The organism is Streptomyces xylophagus (assembly GCF_000716435.1).
GTDB lineage: Bacteria > Actinomycetota > Actinomycetes > Streptomycetales > Streptomycetaceae > Streptomyces > Streptomyces xylophagus.
Window position 1 is genome coordinate 21,617 of sequence record NZ_JNWO01000033.1, and the last position, 24,114, is coordinate 45,730.

A 24,114-nucleotide genomic window follows, 5' to 3' on the forward strand; every position below is an offset into this window, starting at 1 on the left:
TCATGGGATGATTGGTTGTCCATCCCCGGGTGGCCAGTTCCCGCCCCGCACATGCGAAGGTGTGCCATGCCCCTGAGCCACCCCCGTCGTTCGGCGCTGTCCGAGCAGGTCATCGCCGCGCTGCGGAACCAGATCACCTCGGGCGAGTGGCCGGTCGGCTCCCGGATCCCGACCGAGCCGGAGCTGGTCGAGCAGCTCGGGGTCGCCCGCAACACGGTCCGCGAGGCCGTCCGCGCACTCGCGCACAACGGCCTGCTGGACATCCGCCAGGGCTCGGGCACCTACGTCGTGGCGACCAGCGAGCTGGCGGGCGTGATGCACCGCCGCTTCGCGGACGCCGACCCCCGGCACATCGCCGAACTCCGCTCCACGCTGGAGTCGGCGGCGGCGCAGCTGGCGGCCGAGCGTCGCACCGAGAAGGACCTCAAGCAGCTGGACACCCTGCTCGTACGGCGTGAGGAGGCCTGGGAGTCGGGCGACACGGAGGCCTTCGTGACGGCCGACGCAACCCTGCACATGGCCGTGGTGGCGGCCTCCCACAACGACGTCATGACGGCGATGTACGCCGACCTGGGCGAGGTGCTGCGGGACTGGCTGCGCGCGGACGTCGGCGAGGAGCTGACTCCGGAGACGTACATGGACCACACCCGGCTCGTGGACGCGATCCGCGCGGGTGACGCGGGCGCGGCAGCGGCGGAGGCCGCGGGCTATCCGTTCGTGTGCCGCCCGGGGCGGTTCGAATCACCCTCTTCGTAGTCGCCCTCTTCGTAGTCGCCCTCTTCGTAAGGGCTCAACTCGCCCGCTTCTGGTGGCTGACCCACACCGCGCGGACGTCCTCCCAGCAGCGGCCGGTCAGTCGTACGGTCTGTGCCGGTCCGGCGTCGGTCCCGATGCCGTCGCTGTCGACGTCCCACCATTGGTCGCACTCGATGTGCAGGCTGACGCGGTCGGTCTGGGGGTACGGGTTGTGGCAGTACGCGATCACGTGCGAGCCGTGCACGGTGGTGTGGCAGGCGGCGCCGAACAGCTGGGGTGCGGCCGCTTTTCGGACCTCCACGCGTGCGTGGGGCATCGCCTCGTACGCCAGGGAGATGACGAGAGCGACGGCGACGGTCACTGAGGCCAGGCTGCGGGACAGGCGCACAAGGGGAACCTCCTCGGCGGTGCTGGGGAGGGAATCGCGTGGTGAACGCGTAATCCAGAGTGCGCAGTTGTGTTCCGTCCCCGCCCGGCCGGAGGGGCCGAACGGGTGACGCCCCGCTCCCCGCGCGGTGCGGGAAACGGGGCGTCGACGCCGTAGGAGAAGTCGGGCCGGGAGGTCAGGCTCCGATGGCGTGCAGGCCGCCGTCCACGTGGACGATCTCGCCGGTGGTCTTCGGGAACCAGTCGCTCAGCAGGGCGACGATGGCCTTGCCGGCCGGCTCCGGGTCGTTGAGGTCCCACTCCAGGGGGGAGCGGTTGTCCCACACGGAGGCCAGCTCGCTGAAGCCCGGGATGGACTTGGCGGCCATCGAGCCGAGCGGGCCCGCGGAGACGAGGTTGCAGCGGATGTTCTGCTTGCCCAGGTCGCGGGCGAGGTAGCGGCTGGTGGCCTCCAGGGCGGCCTTGGCCGGGCCCATCCAGTCGTACTGCGGCCACGCGAAGGACGCGTCGAAGGTGAGGCCGACGACCGAGCCGCCGTTCTGCATCAGCGGGAGGCAGGCCATGGTCAGCGACTTCAGGGAGAACGCCGAGACGTGCATGGCCGTGGCGACCGACGAGAAGGGCGTGTTGAGGAAGTTGCCGCCCAGCGCGTCCGGCGGCGCGAACCCGATGGAGTGCACGACACCGTCGAGGCCGCCCAGCTCCTCGCCGACGACGTCGGCGAGACGCGCGAGGTGCTCGTCGTTCGTCACGTCGAGCTCGATGACCTTGGTGGGCTTGGGGAGCTTCTTGGCGATGCGCTCGGTCAGCGTGGGCCGCGGGAACGCGGTCAGGATGATCTCCGCGCCCTGCTCCTGGGCCTGCTTCGCGGCGTGGAAGGCGATGGAGGACTCCAGCAGCACACCGGAGATCAGGACGCGCTTGCCCTCGAGAATTCCGCTCATGGTGATCAGTGACCCATTCCCAGTCCGCCGTCAACAGGGATGACGGCTCCAGTGATGTACGAGGCGTCGTCCGAGGCGAGGAACCGCACCGTCGCGGCGACCTCCTCGGGCTGCGCGTACCGGCCGAGCGGCACCTGCTTCACGATGTTCTCGCGCTGCTCGTCGGTGAGCACCTTGGTCATGTCGGTGTCCACGAAGCCGGGCGCGACGACGTTGAAGGTGATGTTGCGCGAGCCCAGCTCACGGGCGAGGGAGCGCGCGAAGCCGACCAGGGCGGCCTTGGAGGCGGCGTAGTTCGACTGGCCGGGGCCGCCCATCAGGCCGACGACCGACGAGATCAGGATGACGCGGCCCTTCTTGGCGCGCAGCATGGCGCGGTTGGCGCGCTTGACGACGCGGAAGGTGCCGGTGAGGTTGGTGTCGATGACCGAGGTGAAGTCGTCCTCGGACATGCGCATCAGGAGCTGGTCCTTGGTGACGCCGGCGTTGGCGATCAGGACCTCGACCGGGCCGTGCTCGGCCTCGATCTCCTTGTAGGCCTGCTCCACCTGCTCGGAGTCGGTGATGTCGCACTTCACGGCCAGGAAGCCGGCCGGCGGCTCACCCGAGCGGTATGTGACGGCGACCTTGTCGCCGGCGTCGGCGAACGCACGGGCGATGGCGAGGCCGATGCCCCGGTTGCCTCCGGTGACGAGAACCGAGCGGCTCAACGGATCACCCTTTCGATAGCGGTCCTGCACGCCTGCCCGGTACACCTGGTCGACAGGCGGCTTTATCGAAAACCTATCGGTCCGCTCCCTCCACGGGACAATCGGGCACCGACAGTGGCTTACGGGACTCCCTGTCGGGTCTCTACAGAATGTGCCGACGCGGCGCGGAAACGTGTGGTCCCCGCACCCGCTCGCGCGACATGATCGGACCCGACAGGCCACGACAGCAGGGAGACCTCCGTGCCTCATTCCATCGACGAAGCCTTCACGGCACTTCCGCTACGCGCCCTGGCCGACGCCGCGCTGGCACGCGCGCGTGCGCTGGGGGCGGAGCACGCGGACTTCCGGTTCGAGCGGGTGCGCAGCGCGTCCTGGCGGCTGCGGGACGCCCGGCCCGCCGGTACGTCGGACACCACCGACCTCGGGTACGCGGTGCGGGTCGTGCACGGCGGCACCTGGGGGTTCGCGTCGGGCGTGGACCTGAGTCTCGACGCCGCCGCCAAGGTCGCCTCGCAGGCGGTGGCGATGGCGAAGCTCTCCGCCCAGGTGATCAAGGCGGCCGGGTCGGACGAGCGCGTCGAGCTGGCCGCCGAGCCCGTGCACGAGGAGCGGACGTGGATCTCGTCGTACGAGATCGATCCGTTCTCGGTGCCCGACGAGGAGAAGGCGGGGCTGCTCGCGGACTGGAGCGCCCGGCTGCTCGCGGCGGACGGCGTCAACCACGTGGACGCGTCGCTGCTCACCGTGCACGAGAACAAGTTCTACGCCGACACCGCCGGGACGGTGACCACGCAGCAGCGGGTCCGGCTGCACCCGCAGCTGAACGCGGTGTCGGTCGACGAGTCGAGCGGTGAGTTCGACTCCATGCGCACGATCGCGCCGCCCGTGGGGCGCGGCTGGGAGTACCTGACGGGCACCGGCTGGGACTGGGACGAGGAACTGGCGCGCATCCCCGAACTGCTCGCCGAGAAGATGCGGGCACCGAGCGTCGAGGCGGGCCTGTACGACCTCGTCGTCGACCCCTCCAACCTCTGGCTGACGATCCACGAGTCCATCGGCCACGCCACCGAACTGGACCGCGCGCTCGGCTACGAGGCCGCCTACGCCGGCACCTCCTTCGCCACCTTCGACAAGCTCGGCAAGCTCAAGTACGGCTCCGAGCGGATGAACGTCACCGGCGACCGCACCGCCGAACACGGCCTCGCGACCATCGGCTACGACGACGAGGGCGTCGAGGGCCAGTCCTGGGACCTCGTCAAGGACGGCACCCTGGTCGGCTACCAACTCGACCGCCGCATCGCCAAGTTGACCGGCTTCGACCGCTCGAACGGCTGCGCCTACGCCGACTCCCCCGGCCATGTGCCGGTGCAGCGCATGGCCAACGTGTCACTGCAGCCGGACCCGGCGGGGCTGTCCACGGAGGACCTGATCGGCGGGGTCGACCGCGGGATCTACGTGGTGGGCGACCGGTCGTGGTCGATCGACATGCAGCGCTACAACTTCCAGTTCACCGGACAGCGGTTCTTCAAGATCGAGAACGGCCGGATCACCGGACAGCTGCGGGACGTCGCCTACCAGGCGACGACCACCGACTTCTGGGGCTCCATGGCGGCCGTCGGCGGTCCGCAGACGTACGTCCTGGGCGGTGCCTTCAACTGCGGCAAGGCCCAGCCGGGTCAGGTCGCCTCGGTCTCGCACGGCTGCCCGTCGGCCCTGTTCACGGGCGTCAACATCCTCAACACCACGCAGGAGGCCGGTCGATGAGTCCTCGTACGAACAAGCCGCACGAGATCGTCGAGCGCGCCCTCGAACTGTCGCGGGCGGACGGCTGTGTCGTCATCGCCGACGAGCAGTCGACCGCCAACCTCCGCTGGGCGGGCAACGCGCTGACCACGAACGGTGTCACGCGCGGGCGCACGCTCACCGTCATCGCGACCGTCGACGGCAAGGAGGGCACGGCCTCGGGGGTCGTGTCCCGGTCCGCCGTGACCCCGGAGGAGCTGGAGCCGCTGGTGCGGGCCGCCGAGGCCGCCGCGCGCGGTGCCGCGCCCGCCGAGGACGCGCAGCCGCTCGTCACAGGGGTGGCTCATTCGCCCGACTTCACGGACGCGCCCGCCGAGACCTCGTCCTCCGTGTTCACCGACTTCGCGCCGACGCTCGGTGAATCGTTCGCACGCGCGCGTGCGGGCGGTCGCGAGCTGTACGGCTTCGCCAACCACGAGCTGGTCACCAGCTACCTGGGGACGTCGACGGGCCTGCGCCTGCGCCACGACCAGCCCAACGGGACGCTGGAGCTGAACGCCAAGTCCCCGGACCGTACGCGCTCGGCGTGGGCCGGCCGCTCGACCCGGGACTTCAAGGACGTCGACCCGGCGGCCCTGGACGCCGAGTTGGCCGTACGACTGGGCTGGGCGGAGCGGAAGATCCCGCTGCCCGCGGGCCGCTACGAGACGCTGCTGCCGCCGACCGCGGTCGCGGACCTGCTGATCTACCAGATGTGGTCGGCGTCGGGCCGGGACGCGGTCGAGGGCCGCACGGTGTTCTCCAAGCCGGGCGGCGGCACCCGCGTCGGCGAGAAGCTCACCGAGCTGCCGTTGACGCTGCGCAGCGACCCCAACGAACCGGGTCTGGAGTCCGCCCCGTTCGTGCTCGCGCACACCTCCGGGGGCGACCAGTCGGTGTTCGACAACGGGCTGCCGCTGACAGCTACCGAGTGGGTGCGCGAGGGCGAGCTGCAGCACCTGTTGACCAGTCGGCACAGCGCGGGATTGACCGGGCTGCCGGTCGCACCGTCGATCGACAACCTGATCCTGAGCGGGGGCGAGGACCGCTCCCTGGAGGAGATGGTCGCGAACACCGAGCGCGGGCTGCTGCTCACCTGCCTGTGGTACATCCGCGAGGTCGACCCGGCGACGCTGCTGCTCACCGGGCTGACCCGGGACGGCGTCTACCTCGTCGAGAACGGCGAGGTGGCGGGCGAGGTGAACAACTTCCGGTTCAACGAGTCGCCGGTGGATCTGCTGGGGCGAGCGACCGAGGCGGGGCGGACGGAAAAGACGCTGCCGAGGGAATGGAGCGACTGGTTCACTAGGGCTGCGATGCCCGCGCTGCGGGTGCCGGACTTCAATATGAGCTCTGTCAGTCAGGGCGTATAACCTCGTACCTGATTCACGAGACCACTCAAGGAGATACGAGAACCGTGACGGACATCGTCGACGAACTGCAGTGGCGGGGGCTCATCGCCCTCTCCACTGACGAGGACGCATTGCGCAAGGCGTTCGCGGACGGTCCCGTCACGTTCTATTGCGGTTTCGACCCGACCGCGCCCAGCCTGCACCTCGGCAACCTCGTGCAGATCCTGACGATGCGCCGGATCCAGCAGGCGGGCAACCGTCCGCTGGGCCTGGTCGGCGGTGCCACGGGCCTGATCGGCGACCCGAAGCCGAACGCGGAGCGGACGCTCAACGCGCCGGACGTCGTGGCCCAGTGGGTCGAGCGGCTGCGCGCGCAGATCGCCCCGCTGCTGGACTTCGAGGGCCCGCACGCCGCGATCATGGTCAACAACCTGGACTGGACCCAGGGACTGTCGGCCATCGAGTTCCTGCGGGACATCGGCAAGCACTTCCGGATCAACAAGATGATCGCCAAGGAGGCCGTCTCCCGGCGGCTCAACTCCGACGCGGGCATCGGCTACACCGAGTTCAGCTACCAGATCCTGCAGGGCATGGACTTCCTGGAGCTGTTCCGGCGGCATGGCTGCACCCTCCAGACCGGCGGCAGCGACCAGTGGGGCAACCTCACCTCGGGCACCGACCTGATCCACCGGGTCGACCCGGAGGCCGTGGTGCACGCGCTGGCCACACCGCTGATCACCAAGGCCGACGGCACCAAGTTCGGCAAGACGGAGTCCGGCACGGTCTGGCTCGACCCGGAGATGACCACGCCGTACGCCTTCTTCCAGTTCTGGCTGAACGCGGACGACCGGGACGTCTCCAAGTTCCTGCGCATCTTCAGCTTCCGGTCCCACGAGGAGATCGAGGAGCTGGAGCGGCAGACCGAGGAGCGTCCCCAGGCGCGTGCCGCGCAGCGCGCGCTGGCCGAGGAGCTGACGACGCTGGTGCACGGCGCCGAGCAGACGGCTGCCGTGACCGCCGCGTCCAAGGCCCTCTTCGGGCAGGGCGAGCTGGCGGAGCTGGACGAGAGGACGCTCGCCGCGTCCCTCTCCGAGGTGCCGCACGTCCAGGTCGCCGAACTCGGTCTCGTCGTCGACCTGTTCGCCGAGGTGGGGCTGGTGGCGAGCAAGTCAGCTGCGCGGCGGACCGTGAAGGAAGGCGGCGCGTACGTGAACAACGTGAAGGTCGCCGCGGAAGATGCCGTGCCGGCGAAGGAAGATCTGCTGCACGGGCGGTGGCTGGTGCTGCGGCGGGGCAAGAAGAACCTTGCCGCCGTCGAGGTGACCGGAGCGTAAGCGCCGTAGGGGGCGCGGGTGGTGTGCGGTCTGCCGGCTCGCTGTGGCTGGTCGCGCCGTTCCCCGCGCCCCTGACGGGGCGCTGCAGTCAGGCTCGTTGTTTGTTCTTGCCGATTGTTGCCATGTAGGCCATGTCGACCACGAAGACGATGATGATCGCGGCGATGAGCTGGAACGCGTGGCGGCTCCAGTCGATGCCGCTGGTCGCGTCGACGCCGGCCGCTCGGGCAATCGCGTTGCCGACGATGGCGCCGAGAATGCCGCAGATGGTGGTCAGCCAGAGCGGACTGTGCTGCTTGCCCGGGATGATCGCCTTCGCGATCAGACCCAGCACGAATCCCACGATGATCGCCCACAACCAGCCCATGGCTGCCTCCTTGTACGGCTCGACGTTCGACGTGAGCATTACGCCAAGTGTGGGTCCGGTCGCCGTACGGCGCATGTCGGGTACGGCCATACGCGCTACGGCGCAGCTCCGTCGCCCGGACCCGAGGTGCCCCGCTCTCGAAGGCGACGGAGGCGCGGCGTAACGTGGGACGTGTCGGGGCCCGGTTCCCGGATCGGGTGCGAACCGGGGTGCGGGCCGGGGAGAGTCCGATGCGGGCGGATGGTGGAATGTGATGCGGAAGCTGCACGGCGAAGGCAACGCCCAGGTGTTCCGGATCACCGGAGCCCGGACGGGACTCGCGGAGGATGTCCGCGGTCGGCAGCGCCGGTATGTCATCTCGATGTCGATCCGTACGGTGTCGGTGATCCTCGCCTGCTCGCTGTGGAACGTCGAACGGCACGTCGCGATCGTCGCGTTGGTGCTCGGTGTGCTGCTCCCCTATGTCGCCGTGGTGATCGCGAACGCCGGGCGGGAGAACGCGCCGGGGCTTCCGTCGACATTTGTCACCGCTCCGCTGCGGCCGATGATCGCACCGCCGCGCGCTGACGGGACGTTCGCGGAACCCGTCCCGGAAGGCGTCGTGCCCGAGCCGGCGCCGGGTGCGGGAGGCGAACCGTACGACCGGTCGTGACCGTGGTGAACGTCCCACAACCGGAAGTCGGCTCCGCACCAAGCTCAAGAAAAGCTCAGATCAATCATGTTGTTCCGGTGCCGAGCGACCGGTTACCCGTGACATACTTCGTACGCGCTCCGCATCCCCCGTCGGAGCGACAGACCGACGCCGGGCAGCTCCCCCCGTGGCTGCTCGGCGTCGCCTTTTCAGCGCATCTGTGAGACGAATTCCGTGAGTTCCCGTGAGTGACGAGACACCGATCTGCTCCGCGAAGGGCTGCCGCTCCGACGCCGTGTGGGTCCTCGCGTGGAACAACCCGAAGATCCATACGCCGGAGCGACGCAAGACGTGGCTCGCGTGCGAGGAGCATCGCGAGCACCTGTCCCAGTTCCTCGGTGTGCGGAGCTTCTTGAAGGACGTCGTAAAGTTCGAGGACTGGGAAGCGCCCGAGATCCCGTAGAGCCTCTTCGCCTACGGCGGCTGCTCAGCCGCCGATCGCCGACATCGGCCGGTCCGGCTGGAGGAACGACGGGTCGTCCAGGCCCGAGCCCGCCTTCTTGCCCCACATCGCCAGGCGCCAGATGCGGGCGATCTCCTCGTCCGGAGCGTCGGAGCGCAGGGCGGCGCGGAGGTCGGTCTCCTCGCGGGCGAACAGGCAGTTGCGTATCTGGCCGTCGGCGGTGAGGCGGGTGCGGTCGCAGGCTCCGCAGAACGGGCGGGTGACCGAGGCGATGACGCCCACGCGGTGCGGGCCGCCGTCCACGATCCAGCGTTCGGCCGGGGCCGAGCCGCGCTCGTCGGAGCGTTCGGGGGTCAGGTCGAAGCGGGTGTGGAGGGAGGCGAGGATGTCGCCGGCCGTGACCATGCCGTCGCGCGTCCAGCCGTGCTGGGCATCCAGGGGCATCTGCTCGATGAAGCGCAGTTCGTAGTCGTGCGCGACGGCCCAGGCCAGCAGGTCCGGGGCCTCGTCGGCGTTGAGTCCCGGCATCAGCACCGAGTTGATCTTCACCGGGGTCAGGCCCGCGTCGTGGGCGGCCTCCAGGCCGGCGAGGACGTCCTTGAGGCGGTCGCGCCGGGTGAGGGTCTTGAAGACGTCCGGGCGCAGGGTGTCCAGGGAGACGTTGACCCGGTCCAGGCCCGCCTTCTTCAGGGCGGTCGCCGTGCGCTTGAGGCCGATGCCGTTGGTCGTGAGGGACATCTGGGGGCGGGGCTCCAGGGCCGCGACCCGCTCGACGATGCCGACCAGGCCGGGGCGCAGCAGGGGCTCACCACCGGTGAAGCGGACCTCCTCGATGCCGAGGGAGGTGACCGCGATGTCGATCAGGCGGACGATCTCGTCGTCCGTGAGGAGGTCGGGCTTCGCCAGCCACTGCAGGCCCTCCTCGGGCATGCAGTACGTACACCGGAGGTTGCACCGGTCGGTCAGCGAAACCCTCAGGTCGGTGGCCACTCGGCCATAGGTGTCGATGAGCACGTGGGCCTCCTCCCTCGATTCGGATCGCATGTTTTCCGACACCTGCGAGCCTACGCGACACCGCTGACAACGAGAGCGGCCCGATCCCACGAGGTACGACGAGGCCGCGTCGTAGGGATCTACGACGCGGCCGTCGGCGTGGGGGGACTCGGAGTGGCTCAGTGGGCTCCGGTGCCGGTCAGGGACCGTACCTCCAGTTCCGCGTACTTGGCGGTGTCCGGCTCCTCCTTGGAGAGGATCGTGCCGAGCCAGCCCAGCAGGAAGCCGACGGGGATGGAGATGATGCCGGGGTTCTCCAGGGGGAACCAGTGGAAGTCGACGTCGGGGAACATCGACGTGGGTTTGCCCGAGACCACTGGCGAGAACAGGACCAGGCCGACCGCGGTGACCAGGCCGCCGTAGATCGACCACAGGGCTCCTGGGGTGGTGAACCGCTTCCAGAAGAGGCTGTAGAGGATCGTCGGGAGGTTGGCGGAGGCGGCGACCGCGAAGGCGAGGGCGACCAGGCCGGCGACGTTCAGGTCGCGGGCGAGGGCGCCGAGGAGGATGGAGACGGCGCCGATGCCGACCGTGGCGTAGCGGGCGGCGGACATCTCCTGCTTCTCCGTCGCCTGTCCCCGCTTGATGACGTTCGCGTAGATGTCGTGCGCGAACGAGGACGACGAGGCCAGGGTCAGACCGGCGACGACCGCGAGGATCGTGGCGAAGGCGACCGCCGAGATGGTGGCCAGGAGGATGGCACCCCAGTTGGAGTCGACGCCGCCCAGATGGAGGGCCAGCAGGGGGGCCGCCGTGTTGCCCGCCTTGTTGGAGGCGATGATCTCGTCGGGTTTGATCAGTGCCGCCGCGCCGAAGCCGAGGGCCAGGGTCATCAGGTAGAAGGCGCCGATCAGGCCGATGGCCCAGATGACCGACTTACGGGCGGCCTTGGCGGTGGGCACCGTGTAGAAGCGGATCAGGATGTGCGGCAGGCCGGCGGTGCCGAGGACCAGGGCGAGGCCGAGCGAGATGAAGTCCAGCTTGGTCGTACCGGTGGCGCCGTACTTGAGGCCGGGGTTCAGGAAGGCGGAGCCCTTGCCGCTGTTGGAGGCGGCCTTGCCGAGCAGGTCGGAGACGTTGAAGTTGAACTTCAGCAGCACCAGGAAGGTCAGCAGCAGGGCACCCGCGATGAGCAGGCAGGCCTTGACCATCTGGACCCAGGTGGTGCCCTTCATGCCGCCGATGGTGACGTACACGATCATCAGGACGCCGACCAGGGCGACGATGCCGATCTTGCCGGCGTCGGTGGTGATGCCGAGGAGCAGGGAGACCAGGACGCCCGCACCGGCCATCTGGGCCAGCAGATAGAAGATCGACACCACGATGGTGGAGGTGCCGGCCGCCGTACGTACCGGGCGCTGATGCAAGCGGTACGCGAGGACGTCGCCCATGGTGTAGCGGCCGGAGTTGCGCAGCGGTTCGGCCACCAGGAGCAGGGCGACCAGCCAGGCGACCAGGAAGCCGATGGAGTACAGGAAGCCGTCGTAGCCGAAGAGGGCGATGGCGCCCGCGATGCCCAGGAAGGACGCGGCGGACATGTAGTCGCCGGAGACGGCGAGGCCGTTCTGGAAGGCGGTGAACTGGCGGCCGCCCGCGTAGAAGTCGGCGGCGCTCTTTGTCTGGCGGCCCGCCCATACGGTGATGACGAGCGTCGCGGCGACGAAGACCGCGAACAGGGTGATGATCAGCGGGCGGTGCTGGCTCGCCTCGCCGGCGGCCAGGGTGATCGCGGGGCTCATGCGCCGCCCTCCATCCGGGACTTGATGGCTTCGGCCTTGGGGTCGAGCTTCGTGGCGGAGTACCGCGCGGACCACCAGGCGATGAGGAACGTGGTGAGGAACTGGCCGAGGCCCAGGACGAGGGCGACGTTGATGTTGCCGACGACCTTGGTGTCCATGAAGTCGTCCGCGTAGTTGGACAGCAGGACGTACAGCAGGTACCAGGCGATGAAGGCGACGGTCAGCGGGAAGGCGAAGGAGCGGTGGGCGTGGCGCAGTTCGGCGAACTCCGCGCTCTCCTGGACCTGTTCGAACTCCTCGGTGGTGGGGAGTTTGCGTTCGGCTTTCGAGGGTGGCGGTGTCTCGGTGGCCACGGTGTCTCCTCGCGTTGCGGACCTGCGGGTTCTGATCGGACTTGGCGCTTCCTGCTCAAGGGCACGGCGCGACACGTCGACCGGTTCAACGCCTTTGACTTCTTTCGGTAGTCGTCTTTGGGAAATCATTGCTGGCCAGTCACCGCGGGAGATAACTTCAGGTCTGCACCACTAGTCATGTACCTGCCCGAGCGCGCCACCACGTCTCGGGCCGTTTCGTTTCCGGATGATGTGGAGATCCCATGGCTCATCTGCGCCCCAGACGCCGGCTCGCCCTGGCCGTACCGGTCGTGCTGTCGTTGACCGCCTCGCTCGGCTTCCTCCCGTCGGCGGCCTCGGCGGTCCCGGTCGCGGAGACCACCGCGCAGACCGCTGACGCGCCCAACCTCGCGTATGTGGTCAACACTCGGCTGGACCACTGGACGATCAACTCGGTCAAGAAGGCGATCAATGCGGCCGGCGGCACCATCGTGGTGACGTACGAGAAGATCGGTGTGATCGTCGTGCACTCGGCGAACCCCGACTTCGGGTCGGTCATCCGCAAGGTGCGCGGTGTGCAGTCGGCCGGTGCCACGCGCACCGCGCCGCTGAGCCTCGCGTCGACGACCGACGAGGGCTCGGTGCAGTACCTCTCCAAGGAGCAGGCCGCCAAGACGGCGAAGGCCTCCGCGGCCGCCGGTGACAGCGAGCCCCTCGAGGCCGACCAGTGGGACCTGCCGGCCATCGGTGCCGACAAGGCCGCGAAGATCAACCCGGGCAGCAAGAGCGTGACGGTCGCCGTGATCGACGTCGGCGTCGACGACACCCACCCGGACATCGCCCCGAACTTCTCCCCCTCGCAGTCCGCGAACTGCGTGGGCGGCAAGGCGGACACGACGTACGGCTCCTGGCGTCCCGTGGACTCCGCCCACTACCACGGCACGCATGTCGCGGGTGAGATCGCCGCCGCCCGCAACGGCATCGGTGTGGCGGGGGTCGCGCCGGGTGTGAAGGTCGCCGGGATCACGGTGGCCGAGCCGGACTCGACCCAGCTGTTCTACCCGGAGAGCGTGGTCTGCGCGTTCGTGTTCGCCGCGGATCACGGCGTGGAGATCACCAACAACAGCTACTACGTTGATCCTTGGCTGTACAACTGCATGGACGACCCCGATCAACGTGCCATTGTTGACGCGGTCAACAGGGCCCAGCTGTACGCCCAGAGCAAGGGCACGCTCAATGTGGCCGCGGCCGGCAACTCCAACGACGACCTCGACTCGGACGCCCTGGTCGACGACTCCAGCCCCGACGATTCGACCGCGGTGCCCCGTACGGTCGACCCGCACGAGTGCTTCGACGTGCCGACCCAGTTGCCGGGTGTCGTCACGGTGAGCTCGGTCGGCGTCACCAAGGCCAAGTCGTACTTCTCCAGCTACGGCCAGGGCGTGATCGACGTGTCGGCGCCGGGCGGGGACGCCCGGCAGATCCCGGACACCCCGTCGAAGAACGGCCGCATCCTGTCGACGCTGCCGAACAACACGTACGGCTACCTCCAGGGCACCTCGATGGCGACCCCGCACGTGGCCGCCGTGGCCGCGCTGCTCAAGTCCACGCACCGGTACGCCACTCCGGCCCAGCTGCAGGCGCTGCTGAAGGCCGAGGCGGACAACCCGGGCTGCCCGACCGACCCGTACGACACCAACGGCGACGGCATCGTGGACGCGACCTGCGTCGGCGGCAAGCGCGTCAACGGCTTCTACGGGTTCGGCATCGTCAACGCGCTGCGGGCGGTGAAGTAGACAGGACACCCGTCAACGGGCCGGGCGGATCTCCGCCCGGCCCGTTCGTGCGTGCACATGTGTCCAGTCATGTGTGCAGGCACAGCTATATATGTTGATTGAATCAATACTGCATAGTTCAATCATGACTGACATCAAGGCGGCATGGGCCGCGATGGGCGGCGATCCCGCTCTGGTCTCGCGAGTGTCGACCGTCGCGCGCCAGGGTGCGCTTGAAGCGCGGCTTCCCGTACGGGAGTTGGCGCGGGCCTGTGTGGGAGCGTGTGCGTTGGCCGCCGCCGAGTTGGGGGCGCGGCGGGCCGGACTCAGTGGGGTGCCCGGGGTGCGGGTGGACGACGGGGCCGTCGCCACGGCGTTCGTCAGTGAGCGGCATCTGTTGATCGACGGGCGGGCGCCGGTCACCTTCGCGCCGCTGTCCCGGTTCTGGCGGACGGCCGACGGCTGGGTCCGCACCCACGCGAACTATCCGCACCACCGGGCGCGGCTGCTGGGCGCGTTGAAGCTGCCGGAGGACGCGTCGGTGGAGGACGTGGCCGGCGTGCTCGCCGAGCGGTCCGCCCTGGAGGTCGAGACCACGGTGTACGGCGCCGGAGGTCTCGCGGTCGCACTGCGGACGGCGGAGGAGTGGGCCGCTCACCCGCAAGGGGTCGCGGTGGCCGGGCGGCCGCTCGTCGAGCGGGAGCGGCTCGACACGGCACGCGCGCGTGTGCTCCCGCCGCTCGACGGCGATCCCTTGCTGCCCGCCTCCGGGCTGCGCGTGCTCGATCTGACCCGGGTCATCGCGGGCCCGGTCGCCACCCGCACGCTGGCGCTGCTCGGCGCGGACGTGCTGCGCGTGGACGCCCCGCAGTTGCCGGAGGCCCCGGACGCGCACGCGGACACCGGTTGCGGGAAGCGGTCGACCCGGCTGGACCTCGGTACGGCGGCCGACCGGCGGACCTTCGAGGAGTTGCTCGCGCGGGCGGACGTGGTCGTCACCGGGTACCGGCCGGGGGCTCTGGACCGGTTCGGCCTCTCCCCTGAGGACTTGATCGTCCGCAGGTCCGGGCTGATCGTGGCGCAGTTGTCGGCGTGGGGTGCTTACGGGCCGTGGGGCGACCGGCGCGGGTTCGACAGCCTGGCGCAGGTCGCCACGGGCATCGCGGCGATCGAAGGGTCACTGGAGCGGCCCGGTGCGCTGCCCGCGCAGGCCCTCGACCACGGGACCGGGTATCTGCTCGCGGCGGCGGTGCTGCGGGCGCTGACGGAACAGATGGAGCAGGGTTACAGCCTCGCCCTGCGGCTGGCGCTCGCGCGGACCGCGGCCTGGCTGACGACGGGCGGGGGCGAGCGGGGAGGGGCGGCCGGAACGGCGTACGAGAGCGAGCGGGGCCGGACGGCACACGAGTCGCGCGGGACGGCGTACAACCAGCCGGATGCCTGGCTGGTCGAGACCGACAGCGGTATCGGTCGGCTGCGGCACGCGCTGTCGCCGGTCTCCTTCGCCGGTGGGCCCGCGAACTGGGCGCGTCCGCCGGGTCGTTGGGGCACGGACCCGGCTCGTTGGGCTTGATCCGGGGGTCGACCGGAAACGTACCTATGAGCGGAATGCCGTTCCGCCAGTTGTTTTGTTTGCACTTGCCCGGTTCTGTGGCGGCTGGTGAAGATCTTGGGGTGACCTTGATACGACCGACTGTCGAAGCGGCCGACACCGGCGGCTCCGGGCGGCGCCCCGGTACGCGCCGGGCCGTCGCCGTACTGGCCCTGGTGCTGCTCGCCGCGTTGATCCCGCTGCTCGGCCCGTCCGCCGCGCTGCACGGCACCGGGGAGGCCGCCGCGCCCGGTGTCGGCGGCATCGCGCTGCTGCGGGCGGTGCTGTTCGGGGCGCTGTGCGTCCCCTTGGGCGAGCTGTTCGTGAACCGGCTGGCGCGTACCGTGCCCGGCGCTCCCCCGAACGGCCCTCGCAGCTGGGCCCCGTACGCGGCCGGGGCCGGTTTCGTCGCCGCGCTGGGGCTCGCGTCGGTCGTGGCGACGGGCAACCTGGTGCCGAGCGGCCTCGCCCAGATCGACGTCGGGGGCCTCTACCAGTCCCGTGACGGCAAGCTGGCGCTCCTGGAGGTCAACGCGTTCGCCGTGGCGGCCCTGTGCGCCCGCTCGCGCCGGCCCGGCCTCCAGGTGTGGCCGCTTGCCGCCGTGGTAGTCGCGGAGGCGCTGCGCGCGCACCCGGCAGGCGAACACAGCCCATTGGTCGGCTCCGAGTTGACCCTGGTGCACCTCACCTGTGCCGCACTGTGGGTAGGCGGTCTGCTGCATGTGCTGCGGACTTTGCGGGAGTGGCGGGGTACCGAGGCGGGGGCCGCGCTGTTGGGGCTCTACGCGCGCGTGGCCGCCGTACTGCTCGCCGCGATCACCGCCACGGGAGTGTGGAGTTCGCTGCGCCGGATGCCGGTCGGCACGATCCTGGACCAGCTGACGACGACGGCGTACGGGCGCACCCTGCTCGCCAAGGTGATCCTCGTCGCCACCGTCGCCGTCCTCGCGCTGTGGTCGCGGTACCGGCTGCGGCGGGCCGCCGATCCGCTGACCGCCTGTTCACCCGCGCGGGCGGAGGTCGTCGCCCTGGGGGTGGTGGTCATGGTCTCCGGACTGTTGACGGCGTTGCCGGTGCCGATCCGCTGGCATTGATCGACCAGACGATCACCTTGTTCGTCAATGATCGTCAATGGTTGATCAACTGTTGGTGACCATGACCTTCAAGGCCGTGCGCTCGTCCATCGCCTTGTAGCCGTCGGGTACGCCCTCCAGGTCGACCGTGAGGTCGAAGACGGGCGAGGGGTCGATGGATCCGTCCAGGATGTCGGGCAGCAGTTCCGGGATGTACGTGCGGACCGGTGCGACTCCGCCGCGCAGCGCGATGTTCCGGTCGAACATGACCCCGAGGTCGAGACCGGTGCCGCTGCCGTGCGGCACGCCGACGAAGCCGATCGCGCCGCCGTCGCGCGTGATGCCGACGGCCGTGCGCATGGACTGCTCGGTGCCGACGGCCTCCACGACGGCGTGCGCGCCCTGGCCGCGAGTGAGTTCACGGACCGCCTCGACGGCGGCCTCGCCGCGTGCGGCGACGACGTCGGTGGCGCCGAAGCGGCGGGCGATGTCGGTGCGGGTCTCGTGGCGGCCGAGCGCGATGATCCGCTCGGCGCCCAGGCGCTTGGCGGCGAGCACGGCGCACAGGCCGACCGCTCCGTCGCCCACGACGGCGACGGTGGCGCCCTTGCGGACCCCCGCGCCGAGGGCCGCGTGGTGGCCGGTGCCCAGGACGTCCGACAGGGTCAGCAGCGCGGACAGCAGGTGGTCGTCGGAGGCCGCGTCCTTCGGCAGCCGTACGAGGGTGCCGTCGGCGAAGGGCACGCGTACCGCCTCGCCCTGGCCGCCGTCGTAGCCCACGGCGCCCCAGAAGCCGCCGTGCACGCAGGAGGTGGTGAGGCCCTCGCGGCAGTAGTCGCAGACGCCGTCGGACCACACGAAGGGCGCGACCACGAGGTCGCCGGCCTTGACGCCGCTCACCTCGGAGCCCGTCTCCTCCACGATCCCGAGGAACTCGTGCCCGATCCGCTGCCCCGGCTGCCGGGCCGACTCGCCTCGGTACGCCCACAGGTCGCTGCCGCAGATGCAGGCGCGCAGCACCCGGACCACGGCGTCGGTGGGCAACTGCACCAAGGGCTCGGGCACGTCCTCCACGCGCATGTCGAACGGGGCGTGGATGGTGGTGGCGCGCATGGCGAGGATCCTTCTCGTCTCTGGTGTGCTGGTGCGGTGCGCTCAGGGGGTGGTCGAGCGCACTTCACGGTACGCCGCCGCCGGTGCGGGCCGCGCATCGAGGGCGCCCCGGACCAGCAGGAACTGTGCCGCCGCATAGGTCAGCATGATCCAGAAGTCCGGCCCGGGCAGCTGCGGCCAGTCGGCGACGCCGGTCGCGATGAGGGTGTCGGAGAGCATGAAGAGCGCCCCGCCGAGCCCGGCGACCGGGCCGATCCTGGTGGTCGCGGTGTACGCCATGGCGGTCAGGAGGGTGCTGTAGCCGGCGACGGGGACACGGAGGCCGGCCGGCAGGCCGGGCCACAGCAGGACGACCAGGGTGACGAGGGCGACGGCGTAGCCGACGGCGAGCAGAGCCGCACGCGCGCGTGGCGGGCCGTGGCGCCGGAACAGGACGAGGTAGCAGACGTGACCGGCGGCGAAGGAGGCCATCCCGGCCATGAAGGCGGGGTCTGTGTCGGAGAGAAGCAGGACGTCGCCGCCCCAGCCGCACAGCAGGGCGGCGACCAGGAGCCGAGGGCCGCCCGCGCGGGCGGCGAACGCTGCGAGCAGCGGCATGAGCAGCGGCTTGGTGACCAGATGGCCGGCGCGGAAGCCCACGACGAGGGAGACGAGGTCGAGGACTGTTGCGAGGACGAAGGCACCCAGCAGCGCCCGGGACGCTCTCACGCGGCCACGGACTCCTCGGTCTGTTCCACCGCTGCCACCGGCGTCCAGCCCGGTCCCCGGAACACCCGCCCCGCGCGTTCGCGCCAACTGGTCGCCGCCTTCAGGTCCTTGGCGATGGCGACGTACTCATGGGTGGCGACCTTGATCGGGTTGAATGTGTTGATGTTCTTGGTCAACCCATAGACCGGCCGCTCAACTTCCGGGACGAACGACCCGAAGAGCCGGTCCCAGATGATGAGGATGCCGCCGAAGTTGCGGTCCAGATAGCCGCCCTGGGAAGCGTGGTGCACCCGGTGGTGGGACGGCGTATTGAAGACGAACTCAAACCAGCGGGGCAACTTGTCGATCCGCTCGGTGTGGATCCAGAACTGGTAGACGAGGTTCACCGAGGAGCAGAACGCCAGCGCGGCGGGATGCACGCCCAGGGCGACGAGCGGGACGTAGAAAGGCCACACCGTGAGGGTCGTCCAAGGCTGGCGCAGGGCCGTGGTGAGGTTGAACCTGCGGCTGGAGTGGTGGACCACGTGGCAGGCCCACAGGATGCGGATGACGTGGTGGCCGCGGTGGGACCAGTAGTAGAAGAAGTCCTGCCCGAGCAGCATCAGCGGGATCGTCCACCACAGGACGGGCACGCGCAGCGGCGTGAGTTCGTAGATCGCCGTGTAGACCGCGACGATCGGGATCTTCCAGAGGAAGTCGAAGACGAGGCTCCCGAGTCCCATGCCGACGCTCGTGGCGGCGTCCTTCGCCCCGTAACCCGCCGCGTCCTCGTCCGGGTGGACGCGCACGCTGATCATCTCGATCACGGTGAGCAGCACGAAGGCGGGTATCGACCAGAGCACGGCATCGGGCAGGTTCGGCATGGGTGAACCGTAGGACCGCAAATCGGCCACGACTAGACGTTGTTACCCACAAGTATTACCGGGGGTATGCGCTTGCTTGTTGGCGATCTCCGCCAACCGGTCACACGCCGGCTGCCCCCAAGAGCGTTCCCGCCGCGTAGGTCACCGCCATCGCCAGCACGCCTCCGGCCACGTTCCGCACGATCGCCGGCTTCGGACCGGCCGCGCCGAGCCGTGCGCTGGCCCAGCCGGTGAGGACGAGGGCGGCCAGGGACGAGACCACGGTGACGCCGAGGCGCCAGTCGGCCGGGGGCAGGACGATCGCCAGCAGGGGCAGCAGGGCGCCGACCGTGAAGGACAGGAAGCTCGCCCAGGCCGCGTGCCAGGGGTTGGTGAGGTCGTCGGGGTCGATGCCGAGCTCCACGCTCGCGTGGGCGCGCAGGGCATCCCGTTGCGTCAGCTGGACCGCTGCCTCCCTGGCCACGTCACGGGTGAGGCCGCGGTCCTGGAGGAGTTCGGTCAACTCCTCCAGTTCGGCCTCCGGTTGCTCCTTCAGCTCGCGCTTCTCGAGGGCCAGGGCGGCCTTCTCCGAGTCGCGCTGGGTGGAGACGGACACGTACTCCCCCGCCGCCATCGACATGGAACCGGCGAGGAGACCCGCGAGACCGGCCGTCAGCAGCGCCGAGCGGTCGGACGTGGCACCGGCCACGCCGACGACGAGACCGGCGGTCGACAGGATGCCGTCGTTGGCCCCGAGGACCGCGGCCCGCAGCCAGTTCAGGCGGGAGCCGAGGCTGCCGTTGTGGGCCTCGGAGTGGGACGCTCCGTTGGTTTCAGTCACCTCCGGAGGATTCCACCCCCGGTGTCACCACACGCGTACCGACGCTCCCCGCGCGAACACCGGGCTCGTGGCGTCCGCCGGCGGTTCGGCGAGCACCTCCGCGATCTCGCTCACCGTAGGACCGACCTTCGCCGCGATCGGGTCCAGGACGTCGAGGTCGAAGCCGTACACGCGGGCCGCGTTGCCGCCGATCATCGCCGCGACCTCGTCGCGCGGCACGCGCGCGTAGGCGAAGCGCAGGCCCTCCCTGGAGTACGGGTACGTACCCTCGTCGTGCGGGTAGTCACTCCCCCACATGATCTTCTCGATGCCGATGCGGTCACGCAGGGGCACCTCATGGGGGCGCATGAAACTGGCGCCTACGAAGCAGTTGTCGCGCCATACCTCCGAGGGACCCTTGCCCATCGAAGTGGCGAGCCCCGCGCCGAACTTGGACTCCGCGGTCGATGCCCTCGACGCCTTCGCCGCCGAGGCGACCAGGCGCCCGTGGTAGTAGTCCAGCATGTCGAGCACCCCGGGTATCCAGCCGGAGCCCTGCTCGGTCAGCACCAGCTTCAGATCCGGGTGCCGGCGGAAGGCGCCGCCGAAGATCAGGTGCCACAGGGCGCGGTGCGAGAACCAGGTCGTCTCCACCATGTAGACCGCGCGGGCGGCCGGTTCGTCGCCCAGGGGCGGGGACGCCGAGCCCGCGTGGTGGTTGACGGGGACGCCGAGTTCCGCGCACACGGCCCAGATGGGGTCGTACGTCGACGAGTACAGCTCGGGCAGTCCCGAGCCGGGTGGAGTGCCGGGCAGCAGCAGGCCGCCCCTGAGGCCCGCCGCGACGGCCCACCGGATCTCCTGGACGGCCTCCTGGACGTCGTTGAGGAGGATCTGGAAGACACCCGCCCGTCGGCCCGGCGCAGCCCCGCAGAAATCCGCCAGCCAGCGGTTGTGGGCGCGCAGGCCGGCCCAGCGCCGCTCGAACTCCTCGGGCGCCGGCGCGGGAGCCATGAGGGAGCCGGACGGGAAGAACGGCGGGATGGTGTTCGGGAAGACGACCTCCGCGACAATCCCGTCCTGCTCCAGCTCGGCGATCCGCCGCGCGGAGTTCCAGTTCCTGTCGGCCGTGTCGGCGACCAGGTCCTCGTACGGGTTGACGTACGTGGCCGCCCACGCGTCGAACTCGTCGTGGTACCGCTTCTCCAAGTAGGGCCTGTAGTCGAGGAGATCGGCGCCCGCGTGGCAGTCCGCCGAAATCACCGTGTACCGGTCGTCGCTCATGGCGTCATCCCCAGCACCGGGAAGTCGTGGTCGGTCAGCCAGTGCCGGCCCACCTCGCGCGAACGTGCCCAGGACGCCGTCACGGCCGCCTGGTCGTCCTGCTGGCCGAGTTCGGCGGGGGTGGGGCCGATCCGGCGGGCCAGCGGCTCCAGCGCCGCCGTGTCGAAGCCGAAGGCGTCCGCCGCGGCCAGGCCCAGCATGCGGCGGGTCTCGTCGACCGGGATGTCGTGGAAGGTGCGGCGCAGCCACGCGCGCGTGTCGGGCCAGGTGCCCTCGGGGTGCGGGAAGTCGCTGCCCCAGAGGATGTTGTCGACGCCGATCTCGTAACGCTGGGCCAGTTCGCGGCGCTTGGTGTTGGTGGCGCAGATGAAGACCTGTCGGTCGAGGTACTCGCTCGGCGGCCGTTTCAGCTCCGCGAAGGGCGAGAGCTTCTTGCCGCCGTGGGCACCCAGGTAGAGGCGGTCCATGAACCACAGTTGGTTCGGCAGCCACCAGCAACCCGACTCCGCGACACCGAACTTGAGGCCGGGGTGGCGTTCGAAGACCCCGGACCAGAGCAGGAACCACAGCGGCCGGGCGGGCCACCAGGTCACCTCGCTGACGTAGATGCCCAGATGGTCGCCGTACTCGTGGCGGGGCGCGGCCCCGGAGTGGGTCAGTACGGGCATCGAGCACTCGGCGGCTGCCGCCCACACGGGGTCGTAACGGCGGTCGTGGTAGGGCTCCTTGTCGACCCACATGGAGGGGATCATCAGGGCGCCGAGGCCGGACTCCTTGGCTCGGTGGATCTCCGCGACTACCTTCTCCGTGGGGGCCGTCACCGGCAACAGGGCGACCCCGCAGTGCCGTTCGGGGTTCTCGGAGACGAAGTCGGCGAGCCAACGGTTGTGGGCCTGCGCGCCCGCCATGCCCAACCCGGGGTCCTGGTCCCCGGAGAGGCCGAGACCGACCCCGAAGGGCGCGGCGGTCTGGCTGTCCACGGCGTCGGCGTCCGGGAAGACCACCTCGGCGGCCACCCCGTCCCCGTCCAGCTCCTTGAGGCGCTGCGCGGTGTCCCAACCCCCGCGCAGGCCTTCCTCGTTGTCCTGGAACCACTTGGTCGCGAACGCCTCGTTGCGGATGCCGAGCCGGGTCATCTCCTCGCGGCGGCGGTCGCGTCCGGCGAGGAACTCGTCGAAGTCCCGGTGGAACCGGGCGTCCAGATAGGGCCGGTACTCCTCGGTGGGCAGCCCGGCGTGGCAGTCGGAGGAGATGATCAGGTACGGCTCCTGGTCGGTCACAACAGCCCCCTCAGTCCAGGATGAAGCTCTCTAGGTACGACGGGTTCGCCCGGTCGAGCATCGAGGCCGCCCGGGCCCTGATCTGGGCGTCACTGTGCTCGCTCTCGGGCAGCAGCCAGAAGCGGTCCGCGCGGATGCCGTCCACGACAAGATCGGCGACCTCCTCGACGGGCGTGAAGGCGACCTCCTTGCCCGCCTCCTTCATCGCGGTCTCCCACTGGTCGAGGCTGCGGTAAGGGGTCCTGCGGGGGCGCTCCTTGGCATACCGGTCGGGCCGGTTGCGGTGCGACTCCCACAGGCCCGTGCGCAGCATGTGCGGCCCCGGGAAGAGCACCGAGGCGCCCACGCGCGCGTGCTCGGCGCGCAGATGCGCGTACAGGGACTCGGTCATCGTCACGACGGCCGCCTTGGTGACGGCGTACACGGAGGCGGTGGGCAGCGGGGCGATACCGCCGTCCCCGGAAGACGTGTTGACGACATGACCGGGTTGATTCGACTTGATCATCCTCGGCACGAACGCCTGGATGCCATGGAAGACGCCCCACACGTTGACGGCGAACGCCCACTGCCAGTCGTTCGGTTCGTGCTCCCACATCCGGCCCTCGGCGCCCGAGCCGACGCCCGCGTTGTTGCACAGGACATGGACGGCGCCGTACGTGTCGTACGCCGACTCGGCGAGATCCAGCACCTGTTGACGTATCCCGACGTCGACCACGCGTGCGTGCACGTCGGCACCGTCGGCGCGCAGATCGGCGGCGGCCTTGTCGAGGGCGCCCTGTTCGACGTCGGCGAGCACCACCTTGAGCCCGTCGGCCGCGAACCGCCGCGCCATCGCGAGCCCGATCCCGCTCGCGGCCCCGGTGACGACGGCGACCTGACCCTCCCTCAGCTCCATCAGACGCTCCCTTCAGGCGGTCCGTCGTGGATCTGCTGCGGGTCGTCGTAGCGCTGGTGGATGTACGGCAACAGGGCGCGCGCGTCGACCCGTTCGACGACCTTGCCGCGCTGGTCGCTGGTCTTCTCGCCGATGGTGATGTCGACGAGGGTGCGTACGGGGAGGTCGGCGACCGGGTCGTACATGGACTCGCGCAGGACGACGTCTCCGGTGACGCGTTCGAGGCGGCGGACCTTCTCGTTGCGCAGGCAGTGCACGAGCACGGGGTCGGCGTCGAAGCCCGAACCGTCCACCGCGGGAAGGAACTTGAAGTAGAAGTCGGTCTTCTGCGTCGGCCCGGGGAGGGGCAGCTCCTCGCTGACCGCGCCCCGCACCTCGACGAAGGCGATGCCGTGCCGGGCCAGGGACGCGTGCACGACGAGGCCCACGCGTTCGACGGTGACCTCACCGAGTTTCTTGGGTTCGCCGAAGACCTCACGGCCACCGGTGAGGGCCCGCTCGTGGGTCATCGGCATCACCAGCGGATACCAGCCCTCGACGCCCTCGTGCGCTGCCGCGACCGCGAACGAGCCCGCGCCCAGGGGATATCCGGTCAGTTCGACCTTGCTGATGTTCACCCGGACCAGGGGCCGCCCGGTGGGCTTGAGGGGCGGCGGCAGGACCGCCGCGACCGCGTCCGGGTCGCTCTCCCAGACGGCCACCACACCGGTGGACCAGATGTCGGGGAGCTTGGAGCTCGCTGTGCGTGCGGCGACGATCTCCGCCTCGGTCCGTGCGCCGTACCGTACGCGTGCCATACGCCGTACCGCCCTTCGTAGGCCGTCATCCGTCAGGCGGGCAGCACGCTTGCACCGGGCGGGCAAAAGGTCCATAGCCACGCGCG

At 69.9% G+C, this 24,114-nt stretch carries 24 protein-coding genes; 9 read left to right on the forward strand and 15 right to left on the reverse strand.

Annotation, left to right across the window (positions count from 1 at the left end; translation table 11 throughout):
• The first annotated feature begins 66 nt into the window (after nucleotides 1–66).
• Nucleotides 67–756 carry a FadR/GntR family transcriptional regulator gene (locus tag OO70_RS43970; RefSeq protein ID WP_043685079.1) on the forward strand — a complete coding sequence of 230 codons (690 nt, stop codon included), beginning with the start codon at nucleotides 67–69 and terminating at the stop codon, nucleotides 754–756.
• 34 nt (nucleotides 757–790) lie between these two features.
• On the opposite strand, the gene OO70_RS43975 is transcribed toward OO70_RS43970, so the two are convergent.
• The 3 genes from OO70_RS43975 to fabG all read right to left on the reverse strand — a co-directional run bounded on the left by OO70_RS43975 (nucleotide 791) and on the right by fabG (nucleotide 2,797).
• Nucleotides 791–1,144 (reverse strand): hypothetical protein, encoded by a 354-nt coding sequence (locus OO70_RS43975; RefSeq protein WP_043685082.1) that lies wholly within the window; start codon nucleotides 1,142–1,144, stop codon nucleotides 791–793.
• A gap of 175 nt (nucleotides 1,145–1,319) precedes the next feature.
• Nucleotides 1,320–2,087 carry an enoyl-ACP reductase FabI gene (fabI, locus tag OO70_RS43980; RefSeq protein WP_043685084.1) on the reverse strand — a complete coding sequence of 256 codons (768 nt, stop codon included), beginning with the start codon at nucleotides 2,085–2,087 and terminating at the stop codon, nucleotides 1,320–1,322.
• A 5-nt stretch (nucleotides 2,088–2,092) separates the two neighbouring features.
• Entirely contained in the window at nucleotides 2,093–2,797 is a 705-nt protein-coding gene (fabG, locus tag OO70_RS43985; RefSeq protein ID WP_043685226.1) for a 3-oxoacyl-[acyl-carrier-protein] reductase, read from the reverse strand.
• A gap of 240 nt (nucleotides 2,798–3,037) precedes the next feature.
• Between fabG and OO70_RS43990 the strand changes: the two genes are divergently transcribed.
• Genes OO70_RS43990 through tyrS form a run of 3 tightly spaced genes read left to right on the forward strand, consistent with a single transcriptional unit; the run spans nucleotide 3,038 to nucleotide 7,265 of the window.
• The gene (locus OO70_RS43990) at nucleotides 3,038–4,561 is read left to right on the forward strand and encodes a TldD/PmbA family protein (protein WP_043685086.1); all 1,524 of its coding nucleotides are present in this window, start codon (nucleotides 3,038–3,040) and stop codon (nucleotides 4,559–4,561) included.
• On the forward strand, nucleotides 4,558–5,952 hold the full coding sequence (locus tag OO70_RS43995; protein ID WP_043685088.1) for a metallopeptidase TldD-related protein: 1,395 nt from the start codon (nucleotides 4,558–4,560) through the stop codon (nucleotides 5,950–5,952). Before OO70_RS43990 ends, OO70_RS43995 begins: the two co-directional genes overlap by 4 nt.
• A 44-nt stretch (nucleotides 5,953–5,996) precedes the next feature.
• Nucleotides 5,997–7,265 carry a tyrosine--tRNA ligase gene (tyrS, locus tag OO70_RS44000; protein WP_043685090.1) on the forward strand — a complete coding sequence of 423 codons (1,269 nt, stop codon included), beginning with the start codon at nucleotides 5,997–5,999 and terminating at the stop codon, nucleotides 7,263–7,265.
• 88 nt (nucleotides 7,266–7,353) lie between these two features.
• On the opposite strand, the gene OO70_RS44005 is transcribed toward tyrS, so the two are convergent.
• Nucleotides 7,354–7,632, reverse strand: coding sequence for a GlsB/YeaQ/YmgE family stress response membrane protein (locus tag OO70_RS44005; protein WP_043685229.1), 279 nt, complete (start codon nucleotides 7,630–7,632; stop codon nucleotides 7,354–7,356).
• Between the two features lie 253 nt (nucleotides 7,633–7,885).
• Between OO70_RS44005 and OO70_RS44010 the strand changes: the two genes are divergently transcribed.
• Nucleotides 7,886–8,284, forward strand: coding sequence for a DUF3099 domain-containing protein (locus OO70_RS44010; RefSeq protein WP_043685091.1), 399 nt, complete (start codon nucleotides 7,886–7,888; stop codon nucleotides 8,282–8,284).
• A 223-nt stretch (nucleotides 8,285–8,507) separates the two neighbouring features.
• On the forward strand, nucleotides 8,508–8,726 hold the full coding sequence (locus OO70_RS44015; protein ID WP_043685093.1) for a hypothetical protein: 219 nt from the start codon (nucleotides 8,508–8,510) through the stop codon (nucleotides 8,724–8,726).
• Between the two features lie 24 nt (nucleotides 8,727–8,750).
• On the opposite strand, the gene moaA is transcribed toward OO70_RS44015, so the two are convergent.
• From moaA to OO70_RS44030, 3 genes are all read right to left on the reverse strand, one after another.
• Complete coding sequence (gene moaA, locus OO70_RS44020) at nucleotides 8,751–9,740, reverse strand: GTP 3',8-cyclase MoaA (protein WP_043685096.1); 990 nt, start codon at nucleotides 9,738–9,740, stop codon at nucleotides 8,751–8,753.
• 158 nt (nucleotides 9,741–9,898) lie between these two features.
• Entirely contained in the window at nucleotides 9,899–11,518 is a 1,620-nt protein-coding gene (locus OO70_RS44025; protein ID WP_043685099.1) for a solute symporter family protein, read from the reverse strand.
• Complete coding sequence (locus OO70_RS44030) at nucleotides 11,515–11,871, reverse strand: DUF485 domain-containing protein (protein ID WP_043685102.1); 357 nt, start codon at nucleotides 11,869–11,871, stop codon at nucleotides 11,515–11,517. Before OO70_RS44030 ends, OO70_RS44025 begins: the two co-directional genes overlap by 4 nt.
• Nucleotides 11,872–12,113: 242 nt before the next feature.
• Between OO70_RS44030 and OO70_RS44035 the strand changes: the two genes are divergently transcribed.
• The 3 genes from OO70_RS44035 to OO70_RS44045 all read left to right on the forward strand — a co-directional run bounded on the left by OO70_RS44035 (nucleotide 12,114) and on the right by OO70_RS44045 (nucleotide 16,310).
• Nucleotides 12,114–13,646, forward strand: a complete 1,533-nt coding sequence (locus tag OO70_RS44035; RefSeq protein ID WP_043685105.1) for a S8 family serine peptidase — start codon at nucleotides 12,114–12,116, stop codon at nucleotides 13,644–13,646.
• A gap of 124 nt (nucleotides 13,647–13,770) precedes the next feature.
• On the forward strand, nucleotides 13,771–15,198 hold the full coding sequence (locus OO70_RS44040) for a CoA transferase (RefSeq protein WP_043685107.1): 1,428 nt from the start codon (nucleotides 13,771–13,773) through the stop codon (nucleotides 15,196–15,198).
• 101 nt (nucleotides 15,199–15,299) lie between these two features.
• Nucleotides 15,300–16,310: a CopD family protein gene (locus OO70_RS44045; protein WP_043685109.1), complete on the forward strand. Its 1,011-nt coding sequence runs from the start codon at nucleotides 15,300–15,302 to the stop codon at nucleotides 16,308–16,310.
• A gap of 45 nt (nucleotides 16,311–16,355) precedes the next feature.
• On the opposite strand, the gene OO70_RS44050 is transcribed toward OO70_RS44045, so the two are convergent.
• The 8 genes from OO70_RS44050 to OO70_RS44085 form a co-directional block, all read right to left on the reverse strand.
• Nucleotides 16,356–17,402, reverse strand: a complete 1,047-nt coding sequence (locus OO70_RS44050; protein WP_043685111.1) for a zinc-dependent alcohol dehydrogenase family protein — start codon at nucleotides 17,400–17,402, stop codon at nucleotides 16,356–16,358.
• Between the two features lie 42 nt (nucleotides 17,403–17,444).
• Nucleotides 17,445–18,110 (reverse strand): lysoplasmalogenase, encoded by a 666-nt coding sequence (locus OO70_RS44055; RefSeq protein ID WP_043685114.1) that lies wholly within the window; start codon nucleotides 18,108–18,110, stop codon nucleotides 17,445–17,447.
• Nucleotides 18,107–18,973 (reverse strand): sterol desaturase family protein, encoded by an 867-nt coding sequence (locus OO70_RS44060; RefSeq protein ID WP_043685117.1) that lies wholly within the window; start codon nucleotides 18,971–18,973, stop codon nucleotides 18,107–18,109. Before OO70_RS44060 ends, OO70_RS44055 begins: the two co-directional genes overlap by 4 nt.
• Before the next feature lie 100 nt (nucleotides 18,974–19,073).
• On the reverse strand, nucleotides 19,074–19,793 hold the full coding sequence (locus tag OO70_RS44065; RefSeq protein WP_043685120.1) for a VIT1/CCC1 transporter family protein: 720 nt from the start codon (nucleotides 19,791–19,793) through the stop codon (nucleotides 19,074–19,076).
• A gap of 24 nt (nucleotides 19,794–19,817) precedes the next feature.
• Entirely contained in the window at nucleotides 19,818–21,056 is a 1,239-nt protein-coding gene (locus OO70_RS44070) for an amidohydrolase family protein (RefSeq protein WP_043685123.1), read from the reverse strand.
• On the reverse strand, nucleotides 21,053–22,336 hold the full coding sequence (locus OO70_RS44075; protein ID WP_043685126.1) for an amidohydrolase family protein: 1,284 nt from the start codon (nucleotides 22,334–22,336) through the stop codon (nucleotides 21,053–21,055). The genes OO70_RS44070 and OO70_RS44075 overlap by 4 nt, the downstream gene beginning before the upstream one ends.
• Before the next feature lie 10 nt (nucleotides 22,337–22,346).
• The gene (locus tag OO70_RS44080) at nucleotides 22,347–23,231 is read right to left on the reverse strand and encodes an SDR family NAD(P)-dependent oxidoreductase (protein ID WP_043685129.1); all 885 of its coding nucleotides are present in this window, start codon (nucleotides 23,229–23,231) and stop codon (nucleotides 22,347–22,349) included.
• Nucleotides 23,231–24,028 (reverse strand): acetoacetate decarboxylase family protein, encoded by a 798-nt coding sequence (locus tag OO70_RS44085; RefSeq protein WP_043685132.1) that lies wholly within the window; start codon nucleotides 24,026–24,028, stop codon nucleotides 23,231–23,233. The genes OO70_RS44080 and OO70_RS44085 overlap by 1 nt, the downstream gene beginning before the upstream one ends.
• Nucleotides 24,029–24,114: the final 86 nt, after the last annotated feature.